The sequence below is a fragment of the Pedomonas mirosovicensis genome (assembly GCF_022569295.1).
Taxonomy (GTDB): Bacteria; Pseudomonadota; Alphaproteobacteria; order Sphingomonadales; family Sphingomonadaceae; genus Pedomonas; species Pedomonas mirosovicensis.
Window position 1 is genome coordinate 461,653 of record NZ_JAKFIA010000001.1, and the last position, 22,131, is coordinate 483,783.

22 protein-coding genes and 1 tRNA gene are annotated in these 22,131 nt (G+C 65.3%); 6 read left to right on the forward strand and 17 right to left on the reverse strand.

Features of this window, described 5'->3' with window-relative positions; genetic code table 11:
• Positions 1-50: 50 nt before the first annotated feature.
• Genes holA through L0C21_RS02215 form a run of 4 tightly spaced genes read right to left on the reverse strand, consistent with a single transcriptional unit; the run spans position 51 to position 4,583 of the window.
• Positions 51-1,070 carry a DNA polymerase III subunit delta gene (holA, locus tag L0C21_RS02200; protein WP_259276811.1) on the reverse strand — a complete coding sequence of 340 codons (1,020 nt, stop codon included), beginning with the start codon at positions 1,068-1,070 and terminating at the stop codon, positions 51-53.
• Positions 1,067-1,564, reverse strand: a complete 498-nt coding sequence (gene lptE, locus L0C21_RS02205; protein WP_259276812.1) for an LPS assembly lipoprotein LptE — start codon at positions 1,562-1,564, stop codon at positions 1,067-1,069. The genes holA and lptE overlap by 4 nt, the downstream gene beginning before the upstream one ends.
• On the reverse strand, positions 1,564-4,119 hold the full coding sequence (leuS, locus tag L0C21_RS02210; protein WP_259276813.1) for a leucine--tRNA ligase: 2,556 nt from the start codon (positions 4,117-4,119) through the stop codon (positions 1,564-1,566). The genes lptE and leuS overlap by 1 nt, the downstream gene beginning before the upstream one ends.
• A 26-nt stretch (positions 4,120-4,145) precedes the next feature.
• On the reverse strand, positions 4,146-4,583 hold the full coding sequence (locus L0C21_RS02215) for a DUF3576 domain-containing protein (protein ID WP_259276814.1): 438 nt from the start codon (positions 4,581-4,583) through the stop codon (positions 4,146-4,148).
• Between the two features lie 397 nt (positions 4,584-4,980).
• Here L0C21_RS02215 and L0C21_RS02220 point away from each other — a divergent pair, with 397 nt between their 5' ends.
• Entirely contained in the window at positions 4,981-5,553 is a 573-nt protein-coding gene (locus tag L0C21_RS02220) for a porin (protein ID WP_259276815.1), read from the forward strand.
• Positions 5,554-6,452: 899 nt separating this feature from the next.
• On the opposite strand, the gene L0C21_RS02225 is transcribed toward L0C21_RS02220, so the two are convergent.
• Entirely contained in the window at positions 6,453-7,031 is a 579-nt protein-coding gene (locus L0C21_RS02225) for a thiamine phosphate synthase (protein ID WP_259276816.1), read from the reverse strand.
• Between the two features lie 38 nt (positions 7,032-7,069).
• On the opposite strand from L0C21_RS02225, the gene L0C21_RS02230 reads away from it, so the two are divergent.
• Positions 7,070-7,750, forward strand: a complete 681-nt coding sequence (locus tag L0C21_RS02230; protein WP_259276817.1) for a YggS family pyridoxal phosphate-dependent enzyme — start codon at positions 7,070-7,072, stop codon at positions 7,748-7,750.
• Between the two features lie 242 nt (positions 7,751-7,992).
• On the opposite strand, the gene L0C21_RS02235 is transcribed toward L0C21_RS02230, so the two are convergent.
• From L0C21_RS02235 to L0C21_RS02260, 6 genes are all read right to left on the reverse strand, one after another.
• Positions 7,993-8,517 (reverse strand): L,D-transpeptidase family protein, encoded by a 525-nt coding sequence (locus tag L0C21_RS02235; protein WP_259276818.1) that lies wholly within the window; start codon positions 8,515-8,517, stop codon positions 7,993-7,995.
• 86 nt (positions 8,518-8,603) lie between these two features.
• A complete protein-coding gene (locus tag L0C21_RS02240) occupies positions 8,604-9,362 on the reverse strand; it encodes a hypothetical protein (protein WP_259276819.1) in 759 nt (252 codons plus the stop codon).
• Positions 9,363-9,490: 128 nt separating this feature from the next.
• Positions 9,491-10,582 carry a GTP cyclohydrolase II gene (gene ribA / locus L0C21_RS02245; RefSeq protein WP_259276820.1) on the reverse strand — a complete coding sequence of 364 codons (1,092 nt, stop codon included), beginning with the start codon at positions 10,580-10,582 and terminating at the stop codon, positions 9,491-9,493.
• Complete coding sequence (gene xth / locus L0C21_RS02250; RefSeq protein WP_259276821.1) at positions 10,579-11,373, reverse strand: exodeoxyribonuclease III; 795 nt, start codon at positions 11,371-11,373, stop codon at positions 10,579-10,581. The genes ribA and xth overlap by 4 nt, the downstream gene beginning before the upstream one ends.
• A gap of 406 nt (positions 11,374-11,779) precedes the next feature.
• On the reverse strand, positions 11,780-12,448 hold the full coding sequence (locus tag L0C21_RS02255) for a LolA family protein (RefSeq protein ID WP_259276822.1): 669 nt from the start codon (positions 12,446-12,448) through the stop codon (positions 11,780-11,782).
• Positions 12,449-12,528: 80 nt separating this feature from the next.
• On the reverse strand, positions 12,529-14,862 hold the full coding sequence (locus tag L0C21_RS02260) for an FtsK/SpoIIIE family DNA translocase (protein WP_374940240.1): 2,334 nt from the start codon (positions 14,860-14,862) through the stop codon (positions 12,529-12,531).
• Between the two features lie 163 nt (positions 14,863-15,025).
• On the opposite strand from L0C21_RS02260, the gene L0C21_RS02265 reads away from it, so the two are divergent.
• Positions 15,026-16,360: a UbiH/UbiF/VisC/COQ6 family ubiquinone biosynthesis hydroxylase gene (locus L0C21_RS02265; RefSeq protein WP_310593346.1), complete on the forward strand. Its 1,335-nt coding sequence runs from the start codon at positions 15,026-15,028 to the stop codon at positions 16,358-16,360.
• A 64-nt stretch (positions 16,361-16,424) separates the two neighbouring features.
• Here the strand turns inward: L0C21_RS02265 and L0C21_RS02270 are convergent, their stop codons facing one another.
• The 5 genes from L0C21_RS02270 to L0C21_RS02290 all read right to left on the reverse strand — a co-directional run bounded on the left by L0C21_RS02270 (position 16,425) and on the right by L0C21_RS02290 (position 19,232).
• The gene (locus L0C21_RS02270; protein ID WP_259276823.1) at positions 16,425-16,787 is read right to left on the reverse strand and encodes a gamma-butyrobetaine hydroxylase family protein; all 363 of its coding nucleotides are present in this window, start codon (positions 16,785-16,787) and stop codon (positions 16,425-16,427) included.
• Entirely contained in the window at positions 16,784-16,981 is a 198-nt protein-coding gene (locus tag L0C21_RS02275) for a Trm112 family protein (RefSeq protein WP_259276824.1), read from the reverse strand. Before L0C21_RS02275 ends, L0C21_RS02270 begins: the two co-directional genes overlap by 4 nt.
• Positions 16,981-17,643 (reverse strand): LON peptidase substrate-binding domain-containing protein, encoded by a 663-nt coding sequence (locus L0C21_RS02280; protein ID WP_259276825.1) that lies wholly within the window; start codon positions 17,641-17,643, stop codon positions 16,981-16,983. The genes L0C21_RS02275 and L0C21_RS02280 overlap by 1 nt, the downstream gene beginning before the upstream one ends.
• A gap of 25 nt (positions 17,644-17,668) precedes the next feature.
• On the reverse strand, positions 17,669-18,592 hold the full coding sequence (gene trxA, locus L0C21_RS02285) for a thioredoxin (RefSeq protein ID WP_259276826.1): 924 nt from the start codon (positions 18,590-18,592) through the stop codon (positions 17,669-17,671).
• 109 nt (positions 18,593-18,701) lie between these two features.
• Complete coding sequence (locus tag L0C21_RS02290) at positions 18,702-19,232, reverse strand: prolyl-tRNA synthetase associated domain-containing protein (RefSeq protein ID WP_259276827.1); 531 nt, start codon at positions 19,230-19,232, stop codon at positions 18,702-18,704.
• Between the two features lie 76 nt (positions 19,233-19,308).
• On the opposite strand from L0C21_RS02290, the gene L0C21_RS02295 reads away from it, so the two are divergent.
• Positions 19,309-19,383: transfer RNA gene (locus L0C21_RS02295), tRNA-Gly, on the forward strand.
• 86 nt (positions 19,384-19,469) lie between these two features.
• Here L0C21_RS02295 and L0C21_RS02300 read toward each other — a convergent pair.
• Positions 19,470-20,522 carry an Ldh family oxidoreductase gene (locus L0C21_RS02300; protein WP_259276828.1) on the reverse strand — a complete coding sequence of 351 codons (1,053 nt, stop codon included), beginning with the start codon at positions 20,520-20,522 and terminating at the stop codon, positions 19,470-19,472.
• Between the two features lie 160 nt (positions 20,523-20,682).
• Between L0C21_RS02300 and L0C21_RS02305 the strand changes: the two genes are divergently transcribed.
• Together L0C21_RS02305 and L0C21_RS02310 are read left to right on the forward strand one after the other, a co-directional pair.
• Positions 20,683-21,009: a YnfA family protein gene (locus L0C21_RS02305; protein WP_259276829.1), complete on the forward strand. Its 327-nt coding sequence runs from the start codon at positions 20,683-20,685 to the stop codon at positions 21,007-21,009.
• A 122-nt stretch (positions 21,010-21,131) separates the two neighbouring features.
• On the forward strand, positions 21,132-22,112 hold the full coding sequence (locus L0C21_RS02310) for a glycerophosphodiester phosphodiesterase family protein (RefSeq protein ID WP_259276830.1): 981 nt from the start codon (positions 21,132-21,134) through the stop codon (positions 22,110-22,112).
• Positions 22,113-22,131 lie beyond the last annotated feature (19 nt).

Consider the following 22,131-nt stretch of genomic DNA (forward strand, 5'->3'; position numbering starts at 1 on the left):
CAGGGGACCCGAGTTTCCCCGCATGAGAAATCAGAAGATAAGGAAGCCGATCAGCGACGGCTGCCGGCGGCTGCGAGGGCCATGAGGCTTTGGTGGGCGATCACGTCGCCAGCGCTGCCGGAGGACTTGATGTCTCTCTCTGCGGCCAGCAGGCGGTTAAGGGCCGAGCGTAACCGCTCCGCGCTCCAGCGGCGGGCCTGGGCGGCAAGCGCGTCCTTCTCCTTCCAGAAGACGGGCGGGCGCAGCGCGCCGATGGCGGTGTCGAGCGATTGCCCGTCCGCCATAGCGGTTCGCACTTGCAGAAGCTGCCACAGGCGGCGGGAAACGGCGCGCAGGAGCGCGATGCCCGCCTCGCCTTCTTCCGCCATGCGGTCGATCTGGCGGGCGGCTTCCACCGGGTTGCCGCCGAGCACCGCGTTGATGAGCTTGTCGTAGCCGGTCTGGCCGAAGTCCGCGCCGACGGCTTCCATATCTTCAAGGGTTACGCGCCCGCCGCCCGTATAGAGCGCCAGCTTGTCCAGCTCGTTGCGGGCGATGTCCCGCTCCGGCCCCACGGCGCGGGAGAGCAGTTCGATGGCGTCCTGATCCATCTGGAGGCCACGGGCTTGCGCTTCCTGCATGAGGAAGGAGGACAGCCGCACGCCCTCCTCCGCGTAGCAGGCGATGGCAAGGGCGCGGGGGTGAGCTTCGGTCGCCTTGCGGATTTTGGAGGTCTTGGGCAGGTCGCCGCTGGTGGCGACAACGAGATTTTCCGCCGTATCGGAATCCAGCAGGCTTTCTATTGCCTTCAGGCCGCCGTCGGTGAGGCCTGTCACACGGATCAGCTTGCGCCCGCCCAGCATGGGCAGGCTGGCGGCTTCATCGGCGAGCACGGCATCGTCGTCCGCCACCGCCTTGCCATCGAGATCAACGACGAGGAATGGGTCGGTGAGGTCTTCCACCACCTGCTTGCCGAAGATGCGGGCGCGCTCGCGCACCAGCGCTTCGTCGGGTCCGAAGATGTGAACGAGACGGATGCCGGGGTCGAGGCGCTTCAGCGCAGCCTGGATCTGGGCGGGACCGGGTTTCACTGGTTCTGGGTACGGAAGTAAAGCGCCAGCCGGGTGATGATACGGTTGGCGATGGCGCGGGTGTTGCGCTCGAACGCGGTGCGCTCGGCGGCGACCACGGCATATTCGCTCCGCACCACATCGATGCCGGCGTCGGAGCTGGCCACGTCCTCCAGTAGAACCTTGTCGGTCGCGACATCAACCAGCCGGTAGGTGGCGGTAAGCGACACGCGCTCGCGGGCGACGGATTCGTCGCCGCGAATGCCGAAGCCTTCGATCCGCTCCTGCAGCGCCACATCAAGCCGGTAGGCGGGCGAGCCATCGGGCTGGAGCTGGCGCAGCAGTTCTTCCTGCAGCATCTGGCCGCTGCGCTCCGCAATGGGGCTGACAGCGACCATGGAGAGCTGCTCGGCGGCGACGCCCTGGCGCCCCTCCGCATAGATGGGCTGAAGGCCGCAGCCGGCCAGGGCCGAGCCAAGACCGGTCAGAAGCAGAGAGGCAGCAAGAGCGCGCATCACACCACCAGATTGACCAGACGATCGGGAACCACGATGACCTTGCGGAGCGGCGCGCCATCGATGGCCCGCTGCACCTTTTCGGACGCCAGCGCGGCGGCTTCCAGTGTCGCCTTGTCGGTGCCCTTGGGCAGGGTCAACGTATCGCGCAGCTTGCCGTTCACCTGAACCGCCACGGTCACCTCGTCGGCCACCAGCAGGGCGGGATCAGCCACCGGCCACGCGCTTTCCGCCACCAGCGTATCGAAGCCCATGAAGCTCCACACTTCTTCCGCCAGGTGCGGCATCATGGGAGCAACCATTTGGACGAGCGCGATCAAACCCTCCCGGCGCGCAAATGCTAGGGCCTCGTCCTCCTTGGCGGACGAGAGGGTGTTCACGAACTCGTAGAGCCGCGCCACGGCCTTGTTGAAGTGGAGGCCCGCGATGTCGCTGGTCACGCCGTCGATGGCCTTGTGCGTGGCCTGGCGGATCTTCTTCTCCTCGCCGCTGTCGTTCGGCTCAACCGCGCCGGAGACCTGCGGCCAGGTCTCGGTGACCAGACGCCACACCCGGTTGGTAAAGCGCCATGCGCCCTCGATGCCCGCTTCGGTCCACGACAGGTCGCGCTCCGGCGGGCTGTCGGAGAGCATGAACCAGCGCACGGCATCCGCGCCGAACTGGTCCACGATCACCGTGGGGTCCACCGTGTTCTTCTTCGACTTGCTCATCTTCTCGGAGCGGCCCACCGAAACGGCAAGCCCGGTCTCCTTCTCGAAGACGCCGTCGTCGCGCCGCTCCACCTGCCCCGGCTCCAGCCAGCGGCCGTCGAGCGCCTTGTAGGTCTCGTGGGTCACCATGCCTTGGGTGAACAGGCCCTTGAACGGCTCGGTGATGTCCAGCCGCCCCACCTTGTTCAGCGCGCGGGTGAAGAAGCGGCTGTAGAGCAGGTGCAAAATGGCGTGCTCGATGCCGCCGATGTACTGGTCGACCGGCAGCCACCAGCCTGCCGTGTCCTTGTCGAACGGCTTGTCCTGCGGCTGGCTGGCGAAGCGCACGAAATACCACGAGCTGTCGACGAACGTATCGAGCGTGTCGGTCTCGCGCACGGCAGGCTTGCCGCACTTGGGGCAGTTGACGTGCTTCCAGGTGGGATGGCGGTCCAGCGGATTGCCGGGCGTGTCGAAGGTCACGTCCTCCGGCAGCTTCACCGGCAGCTGATCCTGCGGCACGCCCACCGGGCCGCAGGCCTCGCAGTGGATAATGGGGATCGGCGTGCCCCAGTAGCGCTGGCGGGAGACGCCCCAGTCGCGCAGGCGATAGGTGGTGGTGCCCTCACCCCAGCCTTCGCTTTCCGCGCGGGAGATGACGGCGGTCTTGCCGGCTTCCACATCCAGCCCGTCAAGGAAGCGGGAGTTGGCCAGGCGGCCGGGGCCCACATAAGCCTCGTCGCCCACGGCGAAGTCGGCGGCGTCCGTGCCTTCCGGCACCACCACCGGGGTCACCGGCAGGCCGTACTTGCGGGCGAAGTCCAGGTCGCGCTGGTCGTGGGCCGGGCAGCCGAAGATGGCGCCGGTGCCATATTCCATCAGCACGAAGTTGGCGATGTAAACCGGCAGCTCCCAGCTCGGGTCGAGCGGGTGCTTCACCCGGTAGCCGGTGTTGAAGCCCAGCTTCTCTGCGGTTTCCAGGTCGGCCGTCGCGGTGCCGGACTTGCGGCATTCGGCGATGAACGCGGCGGCCTCAGGGTTGTCGCGCACAACCGCTTCCGCCAGCGGGTGATCGATGGCGATGGCGCAGAAGCTGGCGCCGAACATGGTGTCCGGCCGGGTGGTGAACACCTCGATGGAGGGCACCGGCGCGGGCTGCGTCACCTCGAAGCGGAACTTGAGACCGGTCGATTTGCCGATCCAGTTCTCCTGCATCAGGCGCACCTTCTCCGGCCAGTGGTCGAGCGTCTTCAGCCCTTCCAGCAGATCCTCGGAGAAGTCGGTGATCTTGAAGAACCACTGGCTCAGCTTGCGGCGCTCGACGAGCGCGCCCGAGCGCCAGCCGCGCCCGTCGATCACCTGCTCGTTGGCGAGCACTGTGTGATCCACCGGGTCCCAGTTGACCCAGCTTTCCTTCCGGTAGACCAGACCGGCGTTATAGAGGTCGAGGAACAGCGCCTGTTCCTGCCCATAGTATTCCGGATCGCAGGTGGCGAACTCGCGGGACCAGTCGATGGCGAAGCCCAGCAGTTTCAGCTGGTCGCGCATGGTGGCGATGTTGGCATAGGTCCAGCTCGCCGGGTGCACCTTCTTCTCGAAGGCGGCGTTCTCGGCGGGCATGCCGAAGGCGTCCCAGCCCATGGGGTGCAGCACTTCATAGCCTTGCGCGCGGCGGAACCGGGCGATCACGTCGCCCATGGTGTAGTTCCGCACGTGGCCGATGTGGATGCGCCCCGAAGGATAGGGAAACATCTCAAGCACATAGGCCTTGGGCTTGCCGGACTGGTCTTGCGCCTGGAAAGTCTTACGCTCTTCCCAAACGCGCTGCCACTTGGCCTCCGCGGCCTTCGGATTATAGCGAGTCATGGACCTGGATCAGTTCTGTACGATGGTTACTCGACGCCGACCGAACCCTGCCGGATCTGCCGGGCGCGGGTGAGAATAGCGTCTTCAAGCTTCTGCACGGTGCCGGCCTGAACCGGAGCATCCACCCACGCGCCGTTCTGCTGCACCTGGCGCTGCACCGCCACCTTGATGGCATCGGCGCGCAGGTCGCGGTCCAGCACATAAGCTGAGAGCTTGAAGCGTTCATTGGGGACCTTGGGGTTCACCTTCCAGTCGGTCAGGATAACGCCGCTGTTGGCGTCCACCTGCGTCGTCGGCATGAACGACAGCACATCCAGCGCGGCGCGCCACAGATAGGTGTTGATGCCGAGCGTCGTCACTTTTGCGGGCGGCAACTTCGCGGGGGTTGGATGATCTCCGCCGCCGCACGCCGCCAGACCGAGCGCCGTACCCAAACCCAAGGCAATCCGCACGACCAATTTCATAGTGTTTCCCCATTCGACTCGGGAACCCCGGTCCCCGCGAAACTCGCACCCCTTATAGACATGGGCGCAGCGCGGGGCCAAGGCCCGTCGCGCCGATCAGCCGAAAGGTTTGTGGATTCGTCGCCACAGTGCTGCCCCATTCCGCCCTGGAGGGCTGGGAGAGGCGGAGGAATTACTGGAAACGAAGCGTATCTCCAGGCATATGAATAAAAAAGGATAACAGGGACGATGACGGCGTTCGCGCGCATTTTGACGGTAACTCTCGCAGTAGCGGCCATTCCGGCTGCGGCTGCCGAGTCCGCGCGTCAAAACGCCGACTCCGACTCCGGTTATCTTTACTTCCGCGAAGGCTCCGCCACCACCCTCAGCGCCCAGAGCCAGGGGGCTGACGCCGTCTTTGCTGGAAACCAAGCAATCCGCCCGTTCGGTGGTGGCGCCGCTGCGCCCCAACGGCAAGGCCAAGGCTTCGGAGCGGACCTTCCTGTTCACGCCGTCCGGCAAGGTGAACGACCGCAAGGCGCTTAGCATTGGCGTAACCACCCGCACGCTCAACCTTGCTGACCGCGACGCGGACAAGACGGCGGCCAACAGCGTCGATGTCTCCGGCTACAACGTCGGCCTGTCGGTAGGCTATCGCGGCTTCTCGGTCGAGGCCGGTTACTCCCGCCTGGATGATGCCCGCCTGCATGGCAGTGAAGGGGTGGACCTGGGCCTGTCCTACCGGGGCAAGGACTGGAAGACGACCCTGCAGGTGGCCGGCGAGCGCTATGGCGATGACAAGTCCGTTGCTCCGCTTGGGCTGGATAAGAGCTATAGCGTGGAACTGGGCGGCGCTTACCTGCTCACGCCACGCCTCAGCCTGACCGGCGGCATCAAGTATCAGGTCGTCTCACCGCGTGAAGAGCTGCGCGCCCGCGATACCGATCAGGCTAGCGGCTCGGTTTACGTCGGCACCAACCTGAAGTTCTGATTTTTTAGCCCATTTCCTGTGTCTTAAGGGGGGACGGCACTCGCTTTCCCGAGCCCTGTGCCGCCCCCTTTAGAATGAACGTGTTACCTAGCTTGCGCTGTGTTCCGTTTGCCCGCCAGCTGCACGGCGACTGTCACATACGGTTCTGTGGCATTTGGCTTGGCGTTTCGGGGTCGCCTCGCTCTTTCGGCTCCAACTGATTAAGACTGCTATGTTTGGCTGGGCAGTCAAATACAGGGTATGGTATGGGTCGTTCGTTTGGCACCCATATTATAATAGAAATAAATATAGTTATTGTAATATTTGTTGCTTTCTTATTGGTGTTAACTTTCATTGCTTCACCATTGTTGAATATGCTGTTTTTTATCGGCTGCAATGATGCCATGAGGTCTATGCATCTTCTGTTTGCAGTTCTCCTCCCTTTTTATCCAGGTGTGGCTTGGGAATTGGCTAGTTTTGTAATGTTTCTATGAATAACTTTGACTACGGATATTGATATCTAAGCATTTACAACTTGATCTGCCGATTACGGTGTCAGCGCTACTGCGGTAATCACCTTGGCTAGGATGATTGATTTTCTGCGGAAAACGACTTACACGCGGGTTGTTTTTCTGGGAGCAGCCCATGGGCATCAATAAATATGCCCGTCCGCCCGAAGGAAGAATTAAAGTAAATGTGTATGCTTGCGTAAATTCAATAAAAAATTAAATCGACTTATACAAGTTGGCGCTGAATGTATGTTGGCAAATTGCGGCGCCCCTTTCAACGAAAAATTTAAGTGAAATGAATATATTCTGAAGTTAAATATTGCAGATTAATTTCTACAAAAATTATTTACTGATCTATTTATATTAATACTGCTTTTGGTTCGCTTTAATTAAATCCTCACCGGGTCTTTATCATTCCGGTCCCTCATCATTGTCGAGCCAAGCGTCGATCGCGCCCCAGCCATAGGGTTGCAAGGGAGCAAGGCGTTTCAGGGTGGCGGGCGTCATCCCGCCCAGCGCCAGCACGGGAACGTTTACCCCTCGTGTCAGCAGGCCGAAGCGCGCGGGGCCCAGCGTGCGGGCGGTCGGGTGGCTGCGGGTGGGAAAGACGGGGGAAAGGAACACTCCGTCCACCCCCAGCCGTTCAGCGCGGACGAGCGCGGGGCGGGAATGGGCGGCAGCGGTGAGGTAAAATCCGGCTTTCGGGCGCAGGTTGCGGCCTCGGCGCGCTTCTCGCTCGGGCAGGTGTGCGCCATGGGCCCCCAGCCGCTGCGCCAGGGTCACGGGCCCGGCCATCAGCACGATGAGGCCACGTCTGCTGCAGGCAGCAACAAGCCGCCGCGCCAAGGCGGCGTCGCGCTTGGGGCTTGGCACCCGCACGATCACCCCCACATCGTTCGGCAGCCGCGCGATCACAGCCCACACCGCATCGCCCAACCGGCTGTCGGTGAAGAACCATCGGCGGGGAAAGGTGTTGGGTCTGGAAGTCATTGGCGGCTCACGATTCCTACTCTATACACCGCAAGGCCATGAACACCACAGACACGCCCCTTCTCGATGCCGCCCGGCGGCTCCACGATATCCGCGACCGGATGGCGAAGGCCGCGCGCCTTGCCGACCGCAAGCCGGAGGACACGCGCCTCATCGCCGTCTCCAAGACCTTCGGACCGGAGGCGATCGAGCCGCTGCTGCAAGCGGGCCAGCGCCTGTTCGGGGAAAACCGGGTGCAGGAAGCGCAGGGCAAGTGGCCCGCCTTGAGGGAGGCTTACCCGGATATCGAACTGCACCTCGTCGGCCAGCTTCAATCCAACAAGGCGGAAGATGCGGTCGCGCTGTTCGATGTCATCCACAGCCTCGACCGCTCGTCCCTCGCCCAGGCGCTCGCCAAGGTCATGGCCAAGCTTGGGCGTCGGCCCTCCTGCTACGTGCAGGTCAACATCGGGCAGGAGGAGCAGAAGGGCGGCATCGCCATCGAGGCCCTGCCCGCGCTGCTCGATGAAGCGCAGGCGCTCGGCCTGCCGGTCGTTGGCCTCATGTGCGTGCCTCCGGCCGAGAGGGAGCCCGCGCCCTACTTCGCCCTTCTTTCCAAGCTCGCCAAGCGCCATGGCCTGCCCCGCCTCTCCATGGGCATGTCCGGCGATTTCGAGACGGCCATCACGCTCGGCGCAACCGAGATCCGCGTGGGCACCGCCCTGTTCGGCGGGCGCTGAATTTTGGAATTTTCGCAGGGGTCGCAGGCCCCTGCACCCCGTTCGTTTTCAGGGCCGTGTACGGGATAACCGGTGCGGCCTTGTCTCTGTTGGGGTGGATTGGGCCGCACCTGTTGAAAGCGCGCACGGATGACGCGGCCCTGAAGAACTCAACTCCATCAGGCACGACAGCAAACACAGACGCGGCCGATAAAATGAATGGGAGTGCAGAGGGTCCAAGACCCTCTGCAAGAACAGCGAAGCTACCCCACTATCTCGATCACCGTCTGCGGCGTGCAGGCTTTCAGGATACCGGCCAGTGTTTCACGCGGCACGGCGACGCAGCCGAGGGTGGGTTTCATCGCGCCCGTGTCATCGTACTTGCAGCAGTGGAGGAAGATAGCGCTGCCCAGCCCGGCTCGGGCGGGCGCGTCGTTGTGGCCGAGCACAACGATAAGGTCGTAGAGCCCGTCCTCGCGCCACAGGGCCTCGGCGCTGGCGTCGCACGGCAGGACGACCGGGCGGTTGTAGGCGGGGCTTTGGGGATCGTCGCACCAGCCGTCCTGGCGGCAGAGGCCGCGAATGGGGAGCGCAGTGGCGGGCGGCGGCACCCGGTCCGGGCGGAAATAGACCCAGCGCAAGGCATAGCTGCCGAGCGGGGTTGCGCCGTCCCCCTCTCGCTTGTCGGCCTCCGGCTTTGCGCCGCCCTTGCCGATGGCGCAAGGGGTGGACTGCTTGCCCCAGCGCAGCACGCCGGTGGCGGTTTCCACGATCAGACGGTCGGCCATGGCGGGCGAGTGCCTTCCTTGTAAGCTGGAACGCCAATCTTATCGCGCGCCTGCCCGCATGACCACAGGCTCGGGGTGCGCCTCGTTTACTGGCCCGCCTGGTTGCGCTTCAGGGCGTCCAGCTTGTCGAGGTTGGCGGCCATGCGAGCGGCGAAGTCCGCGCCGCTGACCGCAGTCGCGCCTTGCGGCTGGCGATCATCGTTTTCGCGTTTCGCCGTCGATGTCGGGGCCGGGGCGCTGCTGCCGAAGGCGGCCATCAGGGCAGCGAACTGGTCTGAACTCATGTCCACGGGAGCAGAGCCCAGCGAGGGCGCAGCGGCAGAGGTGACAGGCTTGGCAGAAGCCGGTGCGGGATCGGCTGCGCGGGCCTCTGGCAGCAGTGGTTTTGCCTGCGCTTGCGCCAGCGCCTGCATGGGGATACCCGCGCCGCGCGGGCGCATCACCCCGGCGTGGATGGCCTGATCGCCCGTCAGCGCCGTGGGGCCCTGCTTGACGTTCTGGGCCTGCACCAGCTCGCTGTCTTTCTTGCCGCCGCCGAAGATCGCGCCGAACAGGCTCTCGACCAGATAGACGCCTGCGCCGATGGCGGCGCCGACCGGGCCGGCCACTGCCGCGCCCAGCCCCACGTGGCCCGCGAACTTCGCGCCTTCGGAAATCTTGTCCTTGGTGACGGCCCGGTAGGCCTGGCTCACGCCCGGTACGTGCTGGAGCGGATTGATCGTATCCAGCGCCTCGCCGAACAAGGACGTCTTCTCGCGCTGCGCGTTTGCCTCCACCCGCATGGCTGCGGTGGGGCCTTGGCGCATGTTCGGCAACAGAAAGTCGATGTTGGTGCTGCTGGGCATGGCAGTCTCCTCCGCAAGGAGATCAGCAAAAGCCATGCCAAAAGACAGAAATCAGGGATTCCAAGGCGTTATCCACAGGGCGCCCTTGTCGCCCGGCAGATGTTGCCCTCTTTTAGCGAAACGATGCCCTACAGCAAATGCCCAGTTCTTTGTTGCTTCGTCTTCAAGTAGCCCGCGTTGTGCGGGTTGGCGGGGAACTGATGCGGCACCCGCTCGGCCACCCGGATGCCGCACGCCTCCAGCCCCGCCACCTTCTGCGGGTTGTTGGTCATCAACCGCACGGAGGTGAAGCCCAAGAGCGTCAACATGCGCGCGGCGGGCCAGAAGGCGCGCTCGTCCGTCTCGAAGCCGAGGCGGTGGTTGGCGTCCACCGTGTCGAAGCCCTGATCCTGCAGGGCATAGGCGCGCAGCTTGTTGATGAGGCCGATGCCCCGCCCCTCCTGCGCGAGATAGAGGAGAACACCCGAGCCATGCTCTGAAATCGCCTTGAGCGCGCCGCGCAGCTGCGGGCCGCAATCGCACTTGAGGGAGGCGAGCAGGTCCCCGGTGAAGCACTCGGAGTGCAGGCGGGAGAGCACTGGCGCGTGCCGGTTGGGCTCGCCGATGATAATGGCGAGGTGCTCCAGCGCGCCGTCGTCCGCCCGGAAGGCGACGATGCGGGCGCTCTCCGCATCCGCCAAGGGCACCTTGGCCTGCGCCACGATCTTGAGGCGGGCGGCGCGGGCTTCCGCATAGCCCATGATGGTCTCGGCCCGCACCTCCAGCCAGTCCGGCTGTGCGGAAGGATCCGTCACGATCAGGCAAGAGGGCAGCAGGCGGGCGTTCTTCGCCAGTTCGATGGCGGCCTGCGCGGCGGCTTCATGCGCGCCAAGGGCCAGGGGACGGAACGGGCCCTTGAGGGGCACGGCCAGATCCTCCACCGGGTCGGCGACGGAGAGGAGGAAGCCGAGGTCGGCACGCGGCTCGCGCTCGATCATCACCACCTGATGCCCGGCGGCGCGGGCATCGCTGGTGATCTTGAGCACCTGCGCGCGCCGTCCGCTGATGAGCAGGTGAGCGCGGCTGCCCGCGTTGCTCTCGAAGGCGGTGATGCTGTCGTCGGTGGCAAGATCCAGCGCCATGGCGGCCACCCGGCTCATGCCATCCGTCACCACGACGGGGCGGCCCCGGCGCAGATCGTCGATGGCCCGGTCGACCGTCAGGAGCGCGCTTTCCGTCACCAGCTGAAGCTCGCAAGCAGCGGCGCGTGGTCCGAAGGCTTGTCCCAGCCCCGGATGTCTTCCAGCACCTGATAGTCCACATGGGTTTCGGCCAGCTCCGGCGAGAGCCAGATGTGGTCGAGCCTGAGACCCCGGTCGCTCTCCCGCCAGTCCTTGGCGCGGTAGCTCCACCAGGTGAACTGCCGCTCCGGCGCGGGGATGGCGACGCGGCCCAGGTCCACCCAGCCGTGGCTTTGCCGAAGCTGCTCCATCTTCTCCACCTCCATCGGCGTGTGGCTCACCACCTTCAGCATATGCTTGTGGTTCCACACGTCGCAAGGCAGCGGGGCGATATTGAAATCGCCCAAGAGGATGGTCGGCTGCTTCAGCTTTTCCGACCAGCGGGTCATGCGGTCGTAGAAGTCCAGCTTCTGGCCGAACTTGGGATTGAGCTTGGCGTCGGGAATGTCGCCGCCGGCCGGGATGTAGACGTTCTCCAGCCGGATGCCGCCGGGGAGCTGGGCTCCCACATGGCGGGCTTCATCGTTGCCCTGCCAGTCGTGGCTGCCTGCCTCCGCCAGTTCGACGCGCGAGAGGATGGCGACGCCATGATGCATGCGCTGCCCGCGCAACTGCATGTGGGTATAGCCAAGCTCGGCGAAGAAGGCGGCCGGGAAGTCCCCGTTCGTGGCCTTGGTTTCCTGGAGGCACAGCACGTCGGGCGCGTATTCGTTGAGGAAGCGGGCCACAAGGTCCAGCCGCGCGCGGACGGAGTTGATGTTCCAGGATGCGATGCGAAGAGTAACTGACATTTGTGGTTGTACTAGAGCCATTTTCGATCTGTTTGCAACAGATCGTGGCTCAAACTCATTATTGGTCGCACTTGCCTGCCGCGGGGCCTTTGTCCTGCTCGAAAGCAGCTCCTGCTACGCTGCCCCGCCGGATAAGCCCAACCCACCGCCGCGACGATGCGCGCAAGACAGGTCCCAAGAAGCTCTTTAAACGAGAAGGACCCCGCCTCGGGGGCAGGAGGCGGGGTCCGGACTGCGCTCGTCACGCAAGCAGCGACAGGGTCGGGCAACAGGGGGCAAATCCCGACGAGAAGTGTGCCGCTGCCACATCCAAAATAGGATTGCCCCCCTGGCTTTTCAACCACGGCAGGTCCCAACTTTTTCGCTGGTCAACGCGGCTAGACGCCATTCCGGCACGGTTGGTCTCTCAGCGAGTCCGGCCGGGCCTGGAGGTCCGCAAGCCGCGCGGATCCTTGAAGCGAAAAGCGCTGTCGGAAACCTGTTCATTGAGTTTCTGGTTGGCCAGTTGAACCAATGTGGTACGGCCCTGGCCGTCCAGAACGCGCCAGCCCATCAGCATCACGCCTGCGGGGCCCTTGGGCGTCTTCTGGAAGAACAGGGTGATGGTGCCGTATTCGGGGTGCTTGGGGTCGCGCCCCTCGATGGCGATGAAGCCTTCCGGCGTTTCGCTCGGCGGCAGCACCGTGGCCCGGCCCTTCAGCGACACCTTGTCGTCCAGCAGCAGGGCGAGCGGCGTCTCCTTCACCGGCCAGCGGGTCACCTGGGCGACATCGTAGTCCACCATCGACAGCACGCTGCCGTTGGAGACGATGAGCAGCGGCGAATCCTTGCCGAAGTCGAACCGCACCTTGCCCGGCTTGGCCAGGATCATCTTGCCCTTGGCCACGGCTCCGGTATCGGCGGTCTGGGTGAAGTCCGCCTGCAGGCTTTTCACCTGCCGCAGGTGGCTCTCAATCTGGGCAAGGGCGGCGGACGAGCTCTGCGCCGTCGCTGCCGGGCCGATCTGCGCCGCCGCCGGGGCTGCGGCCGCACCAAGGGTGGCGAGGCACAGAAGCGGGGCGATCAAAAAACGCATCGTTGAAATCTCCACGGATGGCCTGTCTCAACTGGCCGTTGCCGCCTGAACTGCGGCTGAACCGAACCTTCGGCCTCCCGTTACAGCCGGGTGCCGTCGCGGTCGAGGAAAACCTCCCGGCGGCCCACATGGTCCGGCTGGCCCACAAGGCCCTCCTTCTCCATGCGCTCGATGAGGCGGGCAGCGCTGTTATAGCCGATCCGCAGCTGCCGTTGCAGGTAGCTGGTGGAGGCCTTTTGCGATTCCGCCACGATCTGCACGGCGCGGCGGTACATGTCGCCCTCGCCGCCGTCCTCGCCGCCTTCGGCGTCAAAGCTGCCGTCCTCGCTCTCCTCCGGCTCCTCGGTCACGGCTTCCACGTAATCCGGCATGCCCTGGCTGCGCCAGTGGTCTGCGACGCGCTCCACCTCTTCCTCGGTGACGAACGGGCCGTGGACGCGGATGATCTGCTTGCCGCCGGCCATGTAAAGCATGTCGCCCTTGCCCAGCAGCTGCTCCGCGCCCTGCTCGCCGAGGATGGTGCGGCTGTCGATCTTGGAGGTGACGGAGAAGGAGATGCGAGTCGGCAGGTTGGCCTTGATGACGCCGGTGATGACATCGACCGACGGCCGCTGCGTCGCCATGATGAGGTGGATGCCCGCCGCGCGCGCCTTCTGCGCCAAGCGCTGGATGAGGATTTCCACTTCCTTGCCCGCCACCATCATCAGGTCGGCCAGCTCGTCCACCACCACGATGATGAGCGGCAGCGGGTCGAAATCGAAGGTCTGCTCCTCGTAGATCGGCTGGCCGCTCTCGCGGTCGTAGCCGGTGTGGACGCGCCGCACGAGGGACTGGCCGCGCGCCTTGCTCTCCATCACCTTCTCGTTGAAGCCGGCCAGCGAGCGGGCGTTGACGCTGGCCATCTTGCGATAGCGGTCGTCCATCTCGCGCACGGCCCACTTCAGCGCCGCGATGGCCTTCTTCGGCTCGGTGACGACCGGGGCGAGCAGATGCGGAATGCCATCGTAGACCGACAACTCCAGCATCTTGGGGTCGATCATGATGAAACGCAGGCGGTCCGGCCCCATGCGGTAGAGCAGCGAGACGATCATGGCGTTGAGGCCGACCGACTTGCCCGAACCGGTGGTGCCCGCGATCAGGAGGTGCGGCATGGGCGCAAGGTCCGCCACCACCGCGTCGCCCGCGATGTCCTTGCCCAGCACCATGGGCAGGGTCTTCTTGTCGGTTGTGAACGACTCCGACATCAGGAGTTCGCGCAGGTAAACCGTGTCGCGCTTGGCGTTCGGCAGTTCGATGCCGATGACGTTGCGCCCCGGCACCACGGCGACGCGGGCCGAAATGGCGCTCATGGAGCGGGCGATATCGTCCGCCAAACCGATGACGCGGGAGGACTTGATGCCGGGCGCGGGCTCCAGCTCGTACATGGTGACGACCGGGCCGGGGCGCACCTGGATGATCTGGCCTTTGACGCCATAGTCATCGAGCACCGATTCCAGCAGCCGCGCGTTCTGCTCCAGCGCCGAGCGGTCGAAGCCCTTGCTGTCCGATTTCACGACCGGGGCCAGCAGCTCGAGCGAGGGGGATTCGTACTTGTCGCCCAGCTTGAGGTCGCCCTGGCGGGTGGCCTTCTCGATCGGCGCCGCCTTCTCCTTCGGTGGCTTCACGCGGTCGCGCAGGCGGGCGGGCGCGGGTTCTTCCTGCGCCGGCACGGTGAACTCCGGCGCAACACGCACCTCGCGCTTGATGCTCTGGGGCTTGGGCTCCTCTTCTTCCAGCTCGTAGGGCGGCACGTAGCGCTCGCGGCGCTGGAACAAGGCCTTGAGCCGTCCCCAGTCGCTGCCCTCCAGCCCCAGGCTGAAGGCGAACAGCACCAGGCCGATGATGAGCAGTGGCACGCAGAAGGCCCAGCCCAGCGGCTGCCAGCCCCACAGGCCCATGAGCGCGGTGATGCCCTTGACGCCGAGATAGCCCACGACGCCCCCCACGCCCGCATCCACCGGCCAGGTGGGCCAGGCGGGCACCCAGCCGCAGGCGAGACTGAGCACGATGGCCCCGCAGAACGCGAGGATGACCGAGCGGCGCAGATTGACCAGCGGCAGGCGGCGCAGCGCCCGGAAGGCCCAGCACAGCACGGGAATGACGACGAACCAGATGCCCAGCCCGAAGATCTGGTAAGCCAGGTCCGCCAGCGAGGCTCCCATGGTGCCCAGCCAGTTGTTGGGCGCCGCGGCGGTTGCGTTGTTGAGCGATGGGTCTGCCGGGTCGTAGCTGAGCAGCGCGGTCAGGAGGCACAGGCCGAGCAGACCCAGCCCCACGCCGCCGCCCAGGCGCAGAACCGGTTCGCTGGCCGCGCTCAACCGTTCGGTGAGGGAGCCGGGCAACTTGAGGAAGCGCGCACGTGCCACTGCTTTGATACCTTGTCCTGCCTTTAGCCGATGGTTCGCCGGTCTTTGCCGGAATCGCATCTGTTCTTCTCACGCGCTTATGAGCCGGAAGGCCCGGCCACCGTCAAGTAAGCGCGGCCTGGTACACGATAAACCGTTTGCCGGAGCGCGAACAAGCCATGGCGGTCCCTTTGTGTTCTCGCGCATATGGGAGGCGTTGGCCTTGCCGGTGGAAAATCCCGCGCCGCCGGGGCATAAGGCGGCAGGCACACCGGTGCCGCAGGACGTAAAGGACAGGCTCATGGCGGACGCGCAGAAGGCAGTTTCGGTCGACGCGATCATCATTGGCGGCGGCCTTGTGGGGATGACCCTGGCGCTGGCGCTCTCCGCCCACGGGCTGGAGGTGGCGGTGGTGGACGCTGCCGACTTGGGCGCGACGCTGGAAGCCGGGTTTGATGGCCGCGCCTCGGCCATCGCCAACGCCTCGTCCAAGATGTTCCAGGCCATCGGCGTCTGGCCGCACCTTGCCGATGTCGCCCAGCCGATCGCCAAGATCATGGTGACGGACGGCGACTCGCCCCGGTTCCTCCAGTTCGACAGCGCCGCCATCGGCGACGAGCCGCTGGGCTACATGTTCGAGAACCGCCGCCTGCGCGTGGGGCTGATGGATGCCTACCGGGCGAGCAAAGGCATCCGCCTGTTCGCGCCGGATCAGCTGGTTTCATGGACCCGCAGCAACAGCCGCGTCGAGGCCGTACTGGCCAGCGGCGTGAAGATCACCGCGCCGCTGCTGGTGTCGGCGGAAGGCCGCCGCTCCCGCCTGCGCGCCGAAGTGGGCATCCGCACCGCCAGCTGGTCCTATCGCCAGCACGGCATCGTGACGACCGTTGCCCACGAAAAACCCCATGGCGATGTGGCGCACGAGCGCTTCCTGCCCAACGGCCCCTTCGCCATCCTGCCGTTGCAGCACAACCGCTCCTCCATCGTCTGGACCGTCTCCGAGAAGGACGGCCCGGCCCTCATGCAGCTCGGCGATCGCGCCTTCCTTGCCGAGGTGAAGCATCGCTTCGGCGATTTTCTGGGCGAGCTGCAACTGGCCGCGCCGCGCTGGTCCTACCCTCTCGGCTTCATCCATGCCGAGCGCTACGTCGATGACCGCTTCGCCCTCATCGGCGACGCCGCCCACGGCATCCACCCCATCGCGGGGCAAGGCCTCAACATGGGCCTGCGCGATGTGGCCGCCTTCACCCAGGTGCTGATCGAATCCGCCCGGATCGGGCTCGACCTCGGCTCGCCCGACGTGCTCACCCGCTACCAGCAGTGGCGGCGGCCGGACAACGTGATGTCTGCCGCCGTGATGGATGGGCTGGTGCGCCTGTTCTCCAACGATCTCAAGACCGTCACCATGGCCCGCCGCCTTGGCATGGGCCTCGTCAACCGTATCCCGCCGCTGAAGGGCTTCTTCATGCGCGAAGCCATGGGCGCAACCGGCAAGCTGCCCAAGCTGCTGCTGGGCGAACGGGCTTGAGTTGGAAGACTTGTTTGCAGAGGGTCCGCCTCTGCAAAAATTCCCAAGGAGCCCTCTCGAACCCCTACCGCGTGCGGCTGAGGCCGCGTGCGGACAGGGCGGCGAGGTAATCGGACCACACCTTGTCCTTCTCGCGGCCCAGCTTGTGGAGGTAATTCCAGGTGTAGAGGCCGCTGTTGTGTCCGTCGTTGAAGACGATCCGCACCGCATAGCGACCCACCGGCTCGATGCGTTCGATTTCCACATCCGCCTTGCCGGAGACGATCTGCTTCTGGCCGGGGCCATGGCCCTGCACCTCGGCGGAGGGGCTTTCCACCCGCAGCAGTTCGGCGGGCAGGTCGAAGGCTTCGCCCGTGTCGAAGGTAATCGTGAGCAACCGCGTGCTGCGCTTGTAGGTCAGGTCCGTGGGCCAGGGGTCGCCGGTCATGGCTTTGCCTCGATCTGGCGGGCTTCGTCCACCAGCATGATGGGGATGCCGTTGCGGATGGGATAGGCCAGCCCGGCCGAGCGGCTGATCAGTTCATTGGCGTCCCGGTCGTATTCCAGCGGCCCCTTGGTCAGCGGGCATACCAGAATTTCCAGGAGGCGCGGGTCGAGGGTCTTGGTGTCGGTCTCGCTCATCAGTGTCTCGCATCGGTTGAGCCGGTGTCCTCTCCGGCAAAGCGCATCAGAAGAATGGCGGCTTCCGCCCTTTCCGTCAGCGATGCGGCCTCCAGCAGCGCCTGCTTCTCCGCTTCGGTGAACGGGCAGAGCATGCAGATGGCGCTTACCAGCATTTCGTCGTCGGCGCCGTGGATCGAATCCCAGTCCGCCTTCAGGGTACGCGCTTCCAGATATTGCCCCAGCTGATCGAGCAGCTGGGCGCGCAAGACGGAAGGCAGTGGGGCGGGCGGAATCCGGTCATCGGCATAGAGGGTATAGTCCGCCTCTACCTGCCGGTAGGGCGTATCCACCTGCAGTTCAGAGACGATGCGGAAGCGGCTGACGCCTTTCAGGCTGATGAGGAAGCGGCCGTCCTTGGTCTCCTCGAACTGGGAGATACGCCCGAGGCACCCCACCGAGAACAGCCTTGGCCGCCCGTCGTCCTGCAGGCCGTGGGGCTGCACCATGCCGATGTATTTCCCGTTCTTCATCGCATCTCGCACCATCGCCAGATAGCGCGGCTCGAAGATGTGCAGCGGCAGGTAGGCGCGCGGCAGCAGCAGCGCCCCCGGCAGCGGAAACACGGGGATCACGCCTGGCAGCGCTTCCGCCTCGCCTGAAAGGGCCTTTGCTGCAGCCATCGCCTGCCTGCTCCCCGGCTGGATGTCAGGAAAAGAGAACGGATGAAAGCCGCCGGCGGGTAGCCTTGGTGAACGGGTTTTCCAGGCCGATGGCGTCGAACATGCGAAGGAGACGGGCCTTGGCCTCGCCGCCGTTCCAGTTCCGGTCGCGCTGGATGATCTCTAGCAGCTGATCCGCTGCGCCCTCCTGGTCGCCCACGGCCATCAGGCCGCCGGCCAGCTCGTAGCGCTTCTCATGGTCGTTCGGGTTTGCCTCCACGTGGGCGCGTAAGGAGTCCAAGTCCGCCACCGGCTTTGCCTCCGCCGCCAGCGCCACGGTGGCGCGGGCGCGCACCACTGCGGGGTCGTTGGCGCTTTCCTCTGGGATGCGCTCCAGCAGCGCCTTCGCGCCCGGCAGGTCCCCGGCGGCGCAGCGGGCGCGGGCCAGGCCGGTGAGCGCCTGCAGGTTCTCCGGCTCGATGTCGAGGATGTCGCCAAAGAGCGTCTCGGCGGAGGCATGGTCGCCATTCAGCGCGGCGGTCTCGGCGGCTTCCAGCAGCGCCGCCATGTCCTCCCCGCCATCGGCGTGGGCCAGATCCTCGCCGCCCATCGCCTGAAGCAGACGGTCGATGAAGGCGCGCAGCTGGCTCTCCGGCAGCGCGCCCATGAAGCCATCGAGCGGCCGGCCGCCGCCGAAGGCATAGACCGTGGGGATGGACTGCACCCGAAACTGGCCGGCCAGCATCTGGTTCTTGTCCACGTCGATCTTCACCAGCCGCACCCGGCCCTGATAGTCGGCCACCAGCTTTTCCAAGAGCGGGGTGAGGCTCTTGCACGGCCCGCACCACTCGGCCCAGAAATCAACCAGCACCAGCGCCTGCATCGAGGCATCGATCACCAGTTCGCGGAAGGTCTCCGCCGTGGCTTCCGCGACCAGAGGTGACGGCGCATTGATCGATTCCAAAGCCATAAGGGTCGCCTCCCAGAAATCTGTCCGGTCCTTGTTCACGCCTTATGTGACGATTGTCACGGCAAAATCCAAGCCGCGTTCGCGTCTAACGCGCGTTTGGCCTTGCGGCTCAGGCGAACCGGTGCGCCACCGGTGCCCAGCCGCAGTCCTCGATGAAACGCACGAGCCCGGCGGAGGAAATGCCGGTCGTCGCCGCGTTGTGCAGCGGGTGAAACCAGACGGTCTCGTGGTCCAGCAGCGTCTGGTCCACAACGATTCGCAGCCGGTTCCGATTCGGATGCTGCTGCGCGTTCACAAGCGCGAAGGGCGTCACCGCGCCGGGCCACACGCCCAGCCACTCGAACACCCGCTCCGGCCGGGCGAAGCTCAACCGCCCTACCCCGCACGCCCTAGCGAGCGCCTGCACATCAACGGGCGCGTCCTCCTGCGCCACGGCGAGCACATATTCGTCCCGTTTCGATTTTAAAAACAGGTTCTTAGCATGGCCCCCGGCCAGGTCCCCGCGCAACCTTCTCGCCTCCTCCACCGTATGCGCGGGCGGGTGGCGCACGGTGCGGTGGGGGATGCCGAGCCGGTCCAGCCGACCGAACACCCGAGCCTCCAGCTCAGCTTTTTCATCATCAATCACAAGAAATGTCATCTTTGCCCTTGCGCGGTGTGATCCGGCATAGTATCAGCCCGCCCGTCGACGCGACACACCGCAGCGACAACGCCGAGCGGGCGTAGCTCAGGGGTAGAGCACAACCTTGCCAAGGTTGGGGTCGAGGGTTCGAATCCCTTCGCCCGCTCCAGTTTTCTCTAAGAGAAAACAGCAGGATGAAAGACGCCCTTCGGGGCGTTTTTTCGTTTCAGGCTCCTGCCGCTCCCCTTGCTTCCCTCATTCCTGTTGCGGAAACAGGCGCAGGATGCGCTCGTAAAGCGCCTTCGGCACCCGGATGCCGTGCTGCGCGGCGGCAGCCCGCGCGGCATAGCGGCGATCACCGGGCAACCGCGCGCCCTGCTGCGTGATTCTGGAGAAGAGATCCTCGGCAGCGTCTTGGGGCGTTCCTTCAAGATCGGGCTGCGCCGAATCAAACTGGAAAAGATCGGGATTGAAGGCAAGGATCAGCTCCCCGTGGCAGGGAGCGGCCTTGGCGCCCTTATCGAACGCCGCCGATTGGCGGCTGGTCCTGTCGCCGATGAAGGGGCCCGCCAGCAGCTCGATCATGGTTGCGAGCGCCGAGCCCTTGTGGCCGCCGAAGGGCAGCATGGCCCCGGCCAGAACCGCGGCGGGGTCGGTGCTCGGTCGCCCTTGCGGGTCGAGACCCCACCCGGCCGGAATTTCCTGGCCCCGCTGCCGGTGGAGCGCGATATCGGCCCGCGCCGCCGCGCTGGTGGCGAAATCGAACACATAGGGTGGGTGCCCTGCGCGCGGCCAGGCGAAGGCGATGGGGTTGGTGCCGAGCGTTCCCTTCGTGCCGCCGCTTGGTGCCACCCAGTCGTGCGTCGGATTCATCGAAAGCGCCGCAAGGCCATGGGTGGCGATCTTCTCGACGACCGGCCACAGCGCGGTTGAATGAAAGCCGTTGTTCACGGCCAAAATGGCAACGCCCAGCCGCCGGGCATTGGCAACGAGGGACGGCAGGCCGCGCTCCGCCGCAAGGATGGAGAAGCCATAGTCCGCATCGACGCGGGTGACGGCGGGCGTCACCGCCTCCGGCCGGGGGTCGGCCATACGATTGAAGGCGGGATGCGCCATGGTGTCCAGCGTGCCGGGCAGCCGCTGCAAGCCGTGGGACGCACAGCCGTCGCGCTGCGCCGCGCACAGGGCGCTGGCCACGGCTTCCGCCTGCGCCGCCGACAAGCCATGCGCGGTCAGGAAATCGCGGGCGAGGCCAAGCGCCTCACCTTCGGACAGGATGATCTCGTCCGGGCTGTTCCTGCTCATCATGGCTGCTTCCTTCTGCAACGCTACAAAAGGCGGCAGTCTATCCCGGCGTATCCTGGCGGTGCAACCGCAGCGCCCAGGGCGGCTGGCAAAGGGTGTTGTCGGGTCAGTACAGGGGCTGTAGGCCTGTCAGTCACGCGGTTGCTTTTTCATAGAGACGCACATGGCCGCCATCGGCTGGTATATCATTGCGGCATTAGGGGAAATCGGCGGGTGCTTCGCCTTCTGGGCCTGGGTGCGCCTGGGCAGGTCCGCGTGGTGGCTCATCCCCGGCATGGCCAGCCTCGCCTTCTTCGCCTTTGCGCTCACCCGCGTCGAGGCGGATTTCGCCGGGCGCGCCTATGCGGCCTATGGCGGCGTCTATATCACCGCCTCCATCCTGTGGCTGTGGGTGGTGGAGCGCCAGCCACCCGATCGCTGGGACCTGATTGGCTCCGCCGTGGCGCTTCTCGGGGCCGCCATCATCCTGTTCGGGCCGCGGGCGGCGTGACATCGCCTCTGTTGCCGCCACACCGTCTCACTTTTCTATCGTGACGCTGTGGTTGGGTGCGTAACACTAGCGCCGTATGGGGCCCGAGCCCTGCTGAGGGGCGAGTAACCGGGGGAGACGACATGCGGAAGTTCTGGCGCAAGCTGCTGATCGCGTTGACCCTGCTGGTGATATTTATCTTTCTCAACAACACGGCGCTGCTTGCCCCCGGCATGTCCGGCCAGCCGGTGCTGCTGGCCCATCGCGGCATCGCCCAGCGGTTCGAGACCGAGGGGCTGACTAACGACACCTGCACCGCCACGCGTATGCTGCCGCCCACCCATGGCTTTCTGGAGAACACCATTCCCTCCATGCGGGCGGGCTTCGATGCCGGGGCGGACGTGGTGGAGCTGGACATTCACCCGACACGGGATGGCCATTTCGCCGTATTCCACGACTGGACGCTCGATTGCCGCACCAACGGCCATGGCGTCACCCGCGAGCGCACGCTGGCGGAGTTGAAGGCGCTCGATATCGGCTACGGCTACACGGCGGATGGCGGGCGCACCTTTCCGTTCCGCGGCAAGGGCGTCGGCCTCATGCCTTCGCTGGACGAGGTGCTCGGGACATTTCCCGATCGCGCGTTCCTCATCAACATCAAGAGCAACGACCCGGAGGAAGGTCGCCTGCTGGCGGCAGCTCTCAAGCGCCTCTCGCCCGTGCAGCGCCACCGGCTCATGGTCTATGGCGGGGACAGGCCGGTCGCCGAGGTGCGGCGGCTCGTTGATGTCAAAACCCTGTCGCGCGCCTCGATCAAGGCCTGCCTCATCCGCTACATGGCCTACGGCTGGACCGGCCTTGCGCCCAAGGCCTGCGAGCGGATGGTCGTCTACGTGCCCATCAATGTCGCGCCGTGGCTGTGGGGCTGGCCGAACCGCTTTCTTGCCCGCATGGAGGCCGCCGGAAGCACGGTCTTCGTGCTGGGGCCCTACCATGGCGGCGGCTTCTCCTCCGGCATCGACTCGGCTAAAGCCGTTGCCCGCCTGCCCGAAGGCTATGCGGGCGGCATCCTGACCAATGAAATCGAGAAAATTGCGCCGCTGCTGAAGGACGGCGGGAGATAAGCGGGCGCGCGGACGGGCG

Excerpts from the sequence above, each read along its gene's own strand:
- lptE (WP_259276812.1), bottom strand. The coding sequence starts at position 1,564 with ATGCGCGCTCTTGCTGCCTCTCTGCTTCTGACCGGTCTTGGCTCGGCC.
- leuS (WP_259276813.1), bottom strand. The coding sequence starts at position 4,119 with ATGACTCGCTATAATCCGAAGGCCGCGGAGGCCAAGTGGCAGCGCGTT.
- L0C21_RS02215 (WP_259276814.1), bottom strand. The coding sequence starts at position 4,583 with ATGAAATTGGTCGTGCGGATTGCCTTGGGTTTGGGTACGGCGCTCGGT.
- L0C21_RS02225 (WP_259276816.1), bottom strand. The coding sequence starts at position 7,031 with ATGACTTCCAGACCCAACACCTTTCCCCGCCGATGGTTCTTCACCGAC.
- L0C21_RS02230 (WP_259276817.1), top strand. The coding sequence starts at position 7,070 with ATGAACACCACAGACACGCCCCTTCTCGATGCCGCCCGGCGGCTCCAC.
- L0C21_RS02235 (WP_259276818.1), bottom strand. The coding sequence starts at position 8,517 with ATGGCCGACCGTCTGATCGTGGAAACCGCCACCGGCGTGCTGCGCTGG.
- L0C21_RS02240 (WP_259276819.1), bottom strand. The coding sequence starts at position 9,362 with ATGCCCAGCAGCACCAACATCGACTTTCTGTTGCCGAACATGCGCCAA.
- xth (WP_259276821.1), bottom strand. The coding sequence starts at position 11,373 with ATGTCAGTTACTCTTCGCATCGCATCCTGGAACATCAACTCCGTCCGC.
- L0C21_RS02255 (WP_259276822.1), bottom strand. The coding sequence starts at position 12,448 with ATGCGTTTTTTGATCGCCCCGCTTCTGTGCCTCGCCACCCTTGGTGCG.
- L0C21_RS02270 (WP_259276823.1), bottom strand. The coding sequence starts at position 16,787 with ATGACCGGCGACCCCTGGCCCACGGACCTGACCTACAAGCGCAGCACG.
- L0C21_RS02275 (WP_259276824.1), bottom strand. The coding sequence starts at position 16,981 with ATGAGCGAGACCGACACCAAGACCCTCGACCCGCGCCTCCTGGAAATT.
- L0C21_RS02280 (WP_259276825.1), bottom strand. The coding sequence starts at position 17,643 with ATGGCTGCAGCAAAGGCCCTTTCAGGCGAGGCGGAAGCGCTGCCAGGC.
- trxA (WP_259276826.1), bottom strand. The coding sequence starts at position 18,592 with ATGGCTTTGGAATCGATCAATGCGCCGTCACCTCTGGTCGCGGAAGCC.
- L0C21_RS02290 (WP_259276827.1), bottom strand. The coding sequence starts at position 19,232 with ATGACATTTCTTGTGATTGATGATGAAAAAGCTGAGCTGGAGGCTCGG.
- L0C21_RS02300 (WP_259276828.1), bottom strand. The coding sequence starts at position 20,522 with ATGATGAGCAGGAACAGCCCGGACGAGATCATCCTGTCCGAAGGTGAG.
- L0C21_RS02305 (WP_259276829.1), top strand. The coding sequence starts at position 20,683 with ATGGCCGCCATCGGCTGGTATATCATTGCGGCATTAGGGGAAATCGGC.
- L0C21_RS02310 (WP_259276830.1), top strand. The coding sequence starts at position 21,132 with ATGCGGAAGTTCTGGCGCAAGCTGCTGATCGCGTTGACCCTGCTGGTG.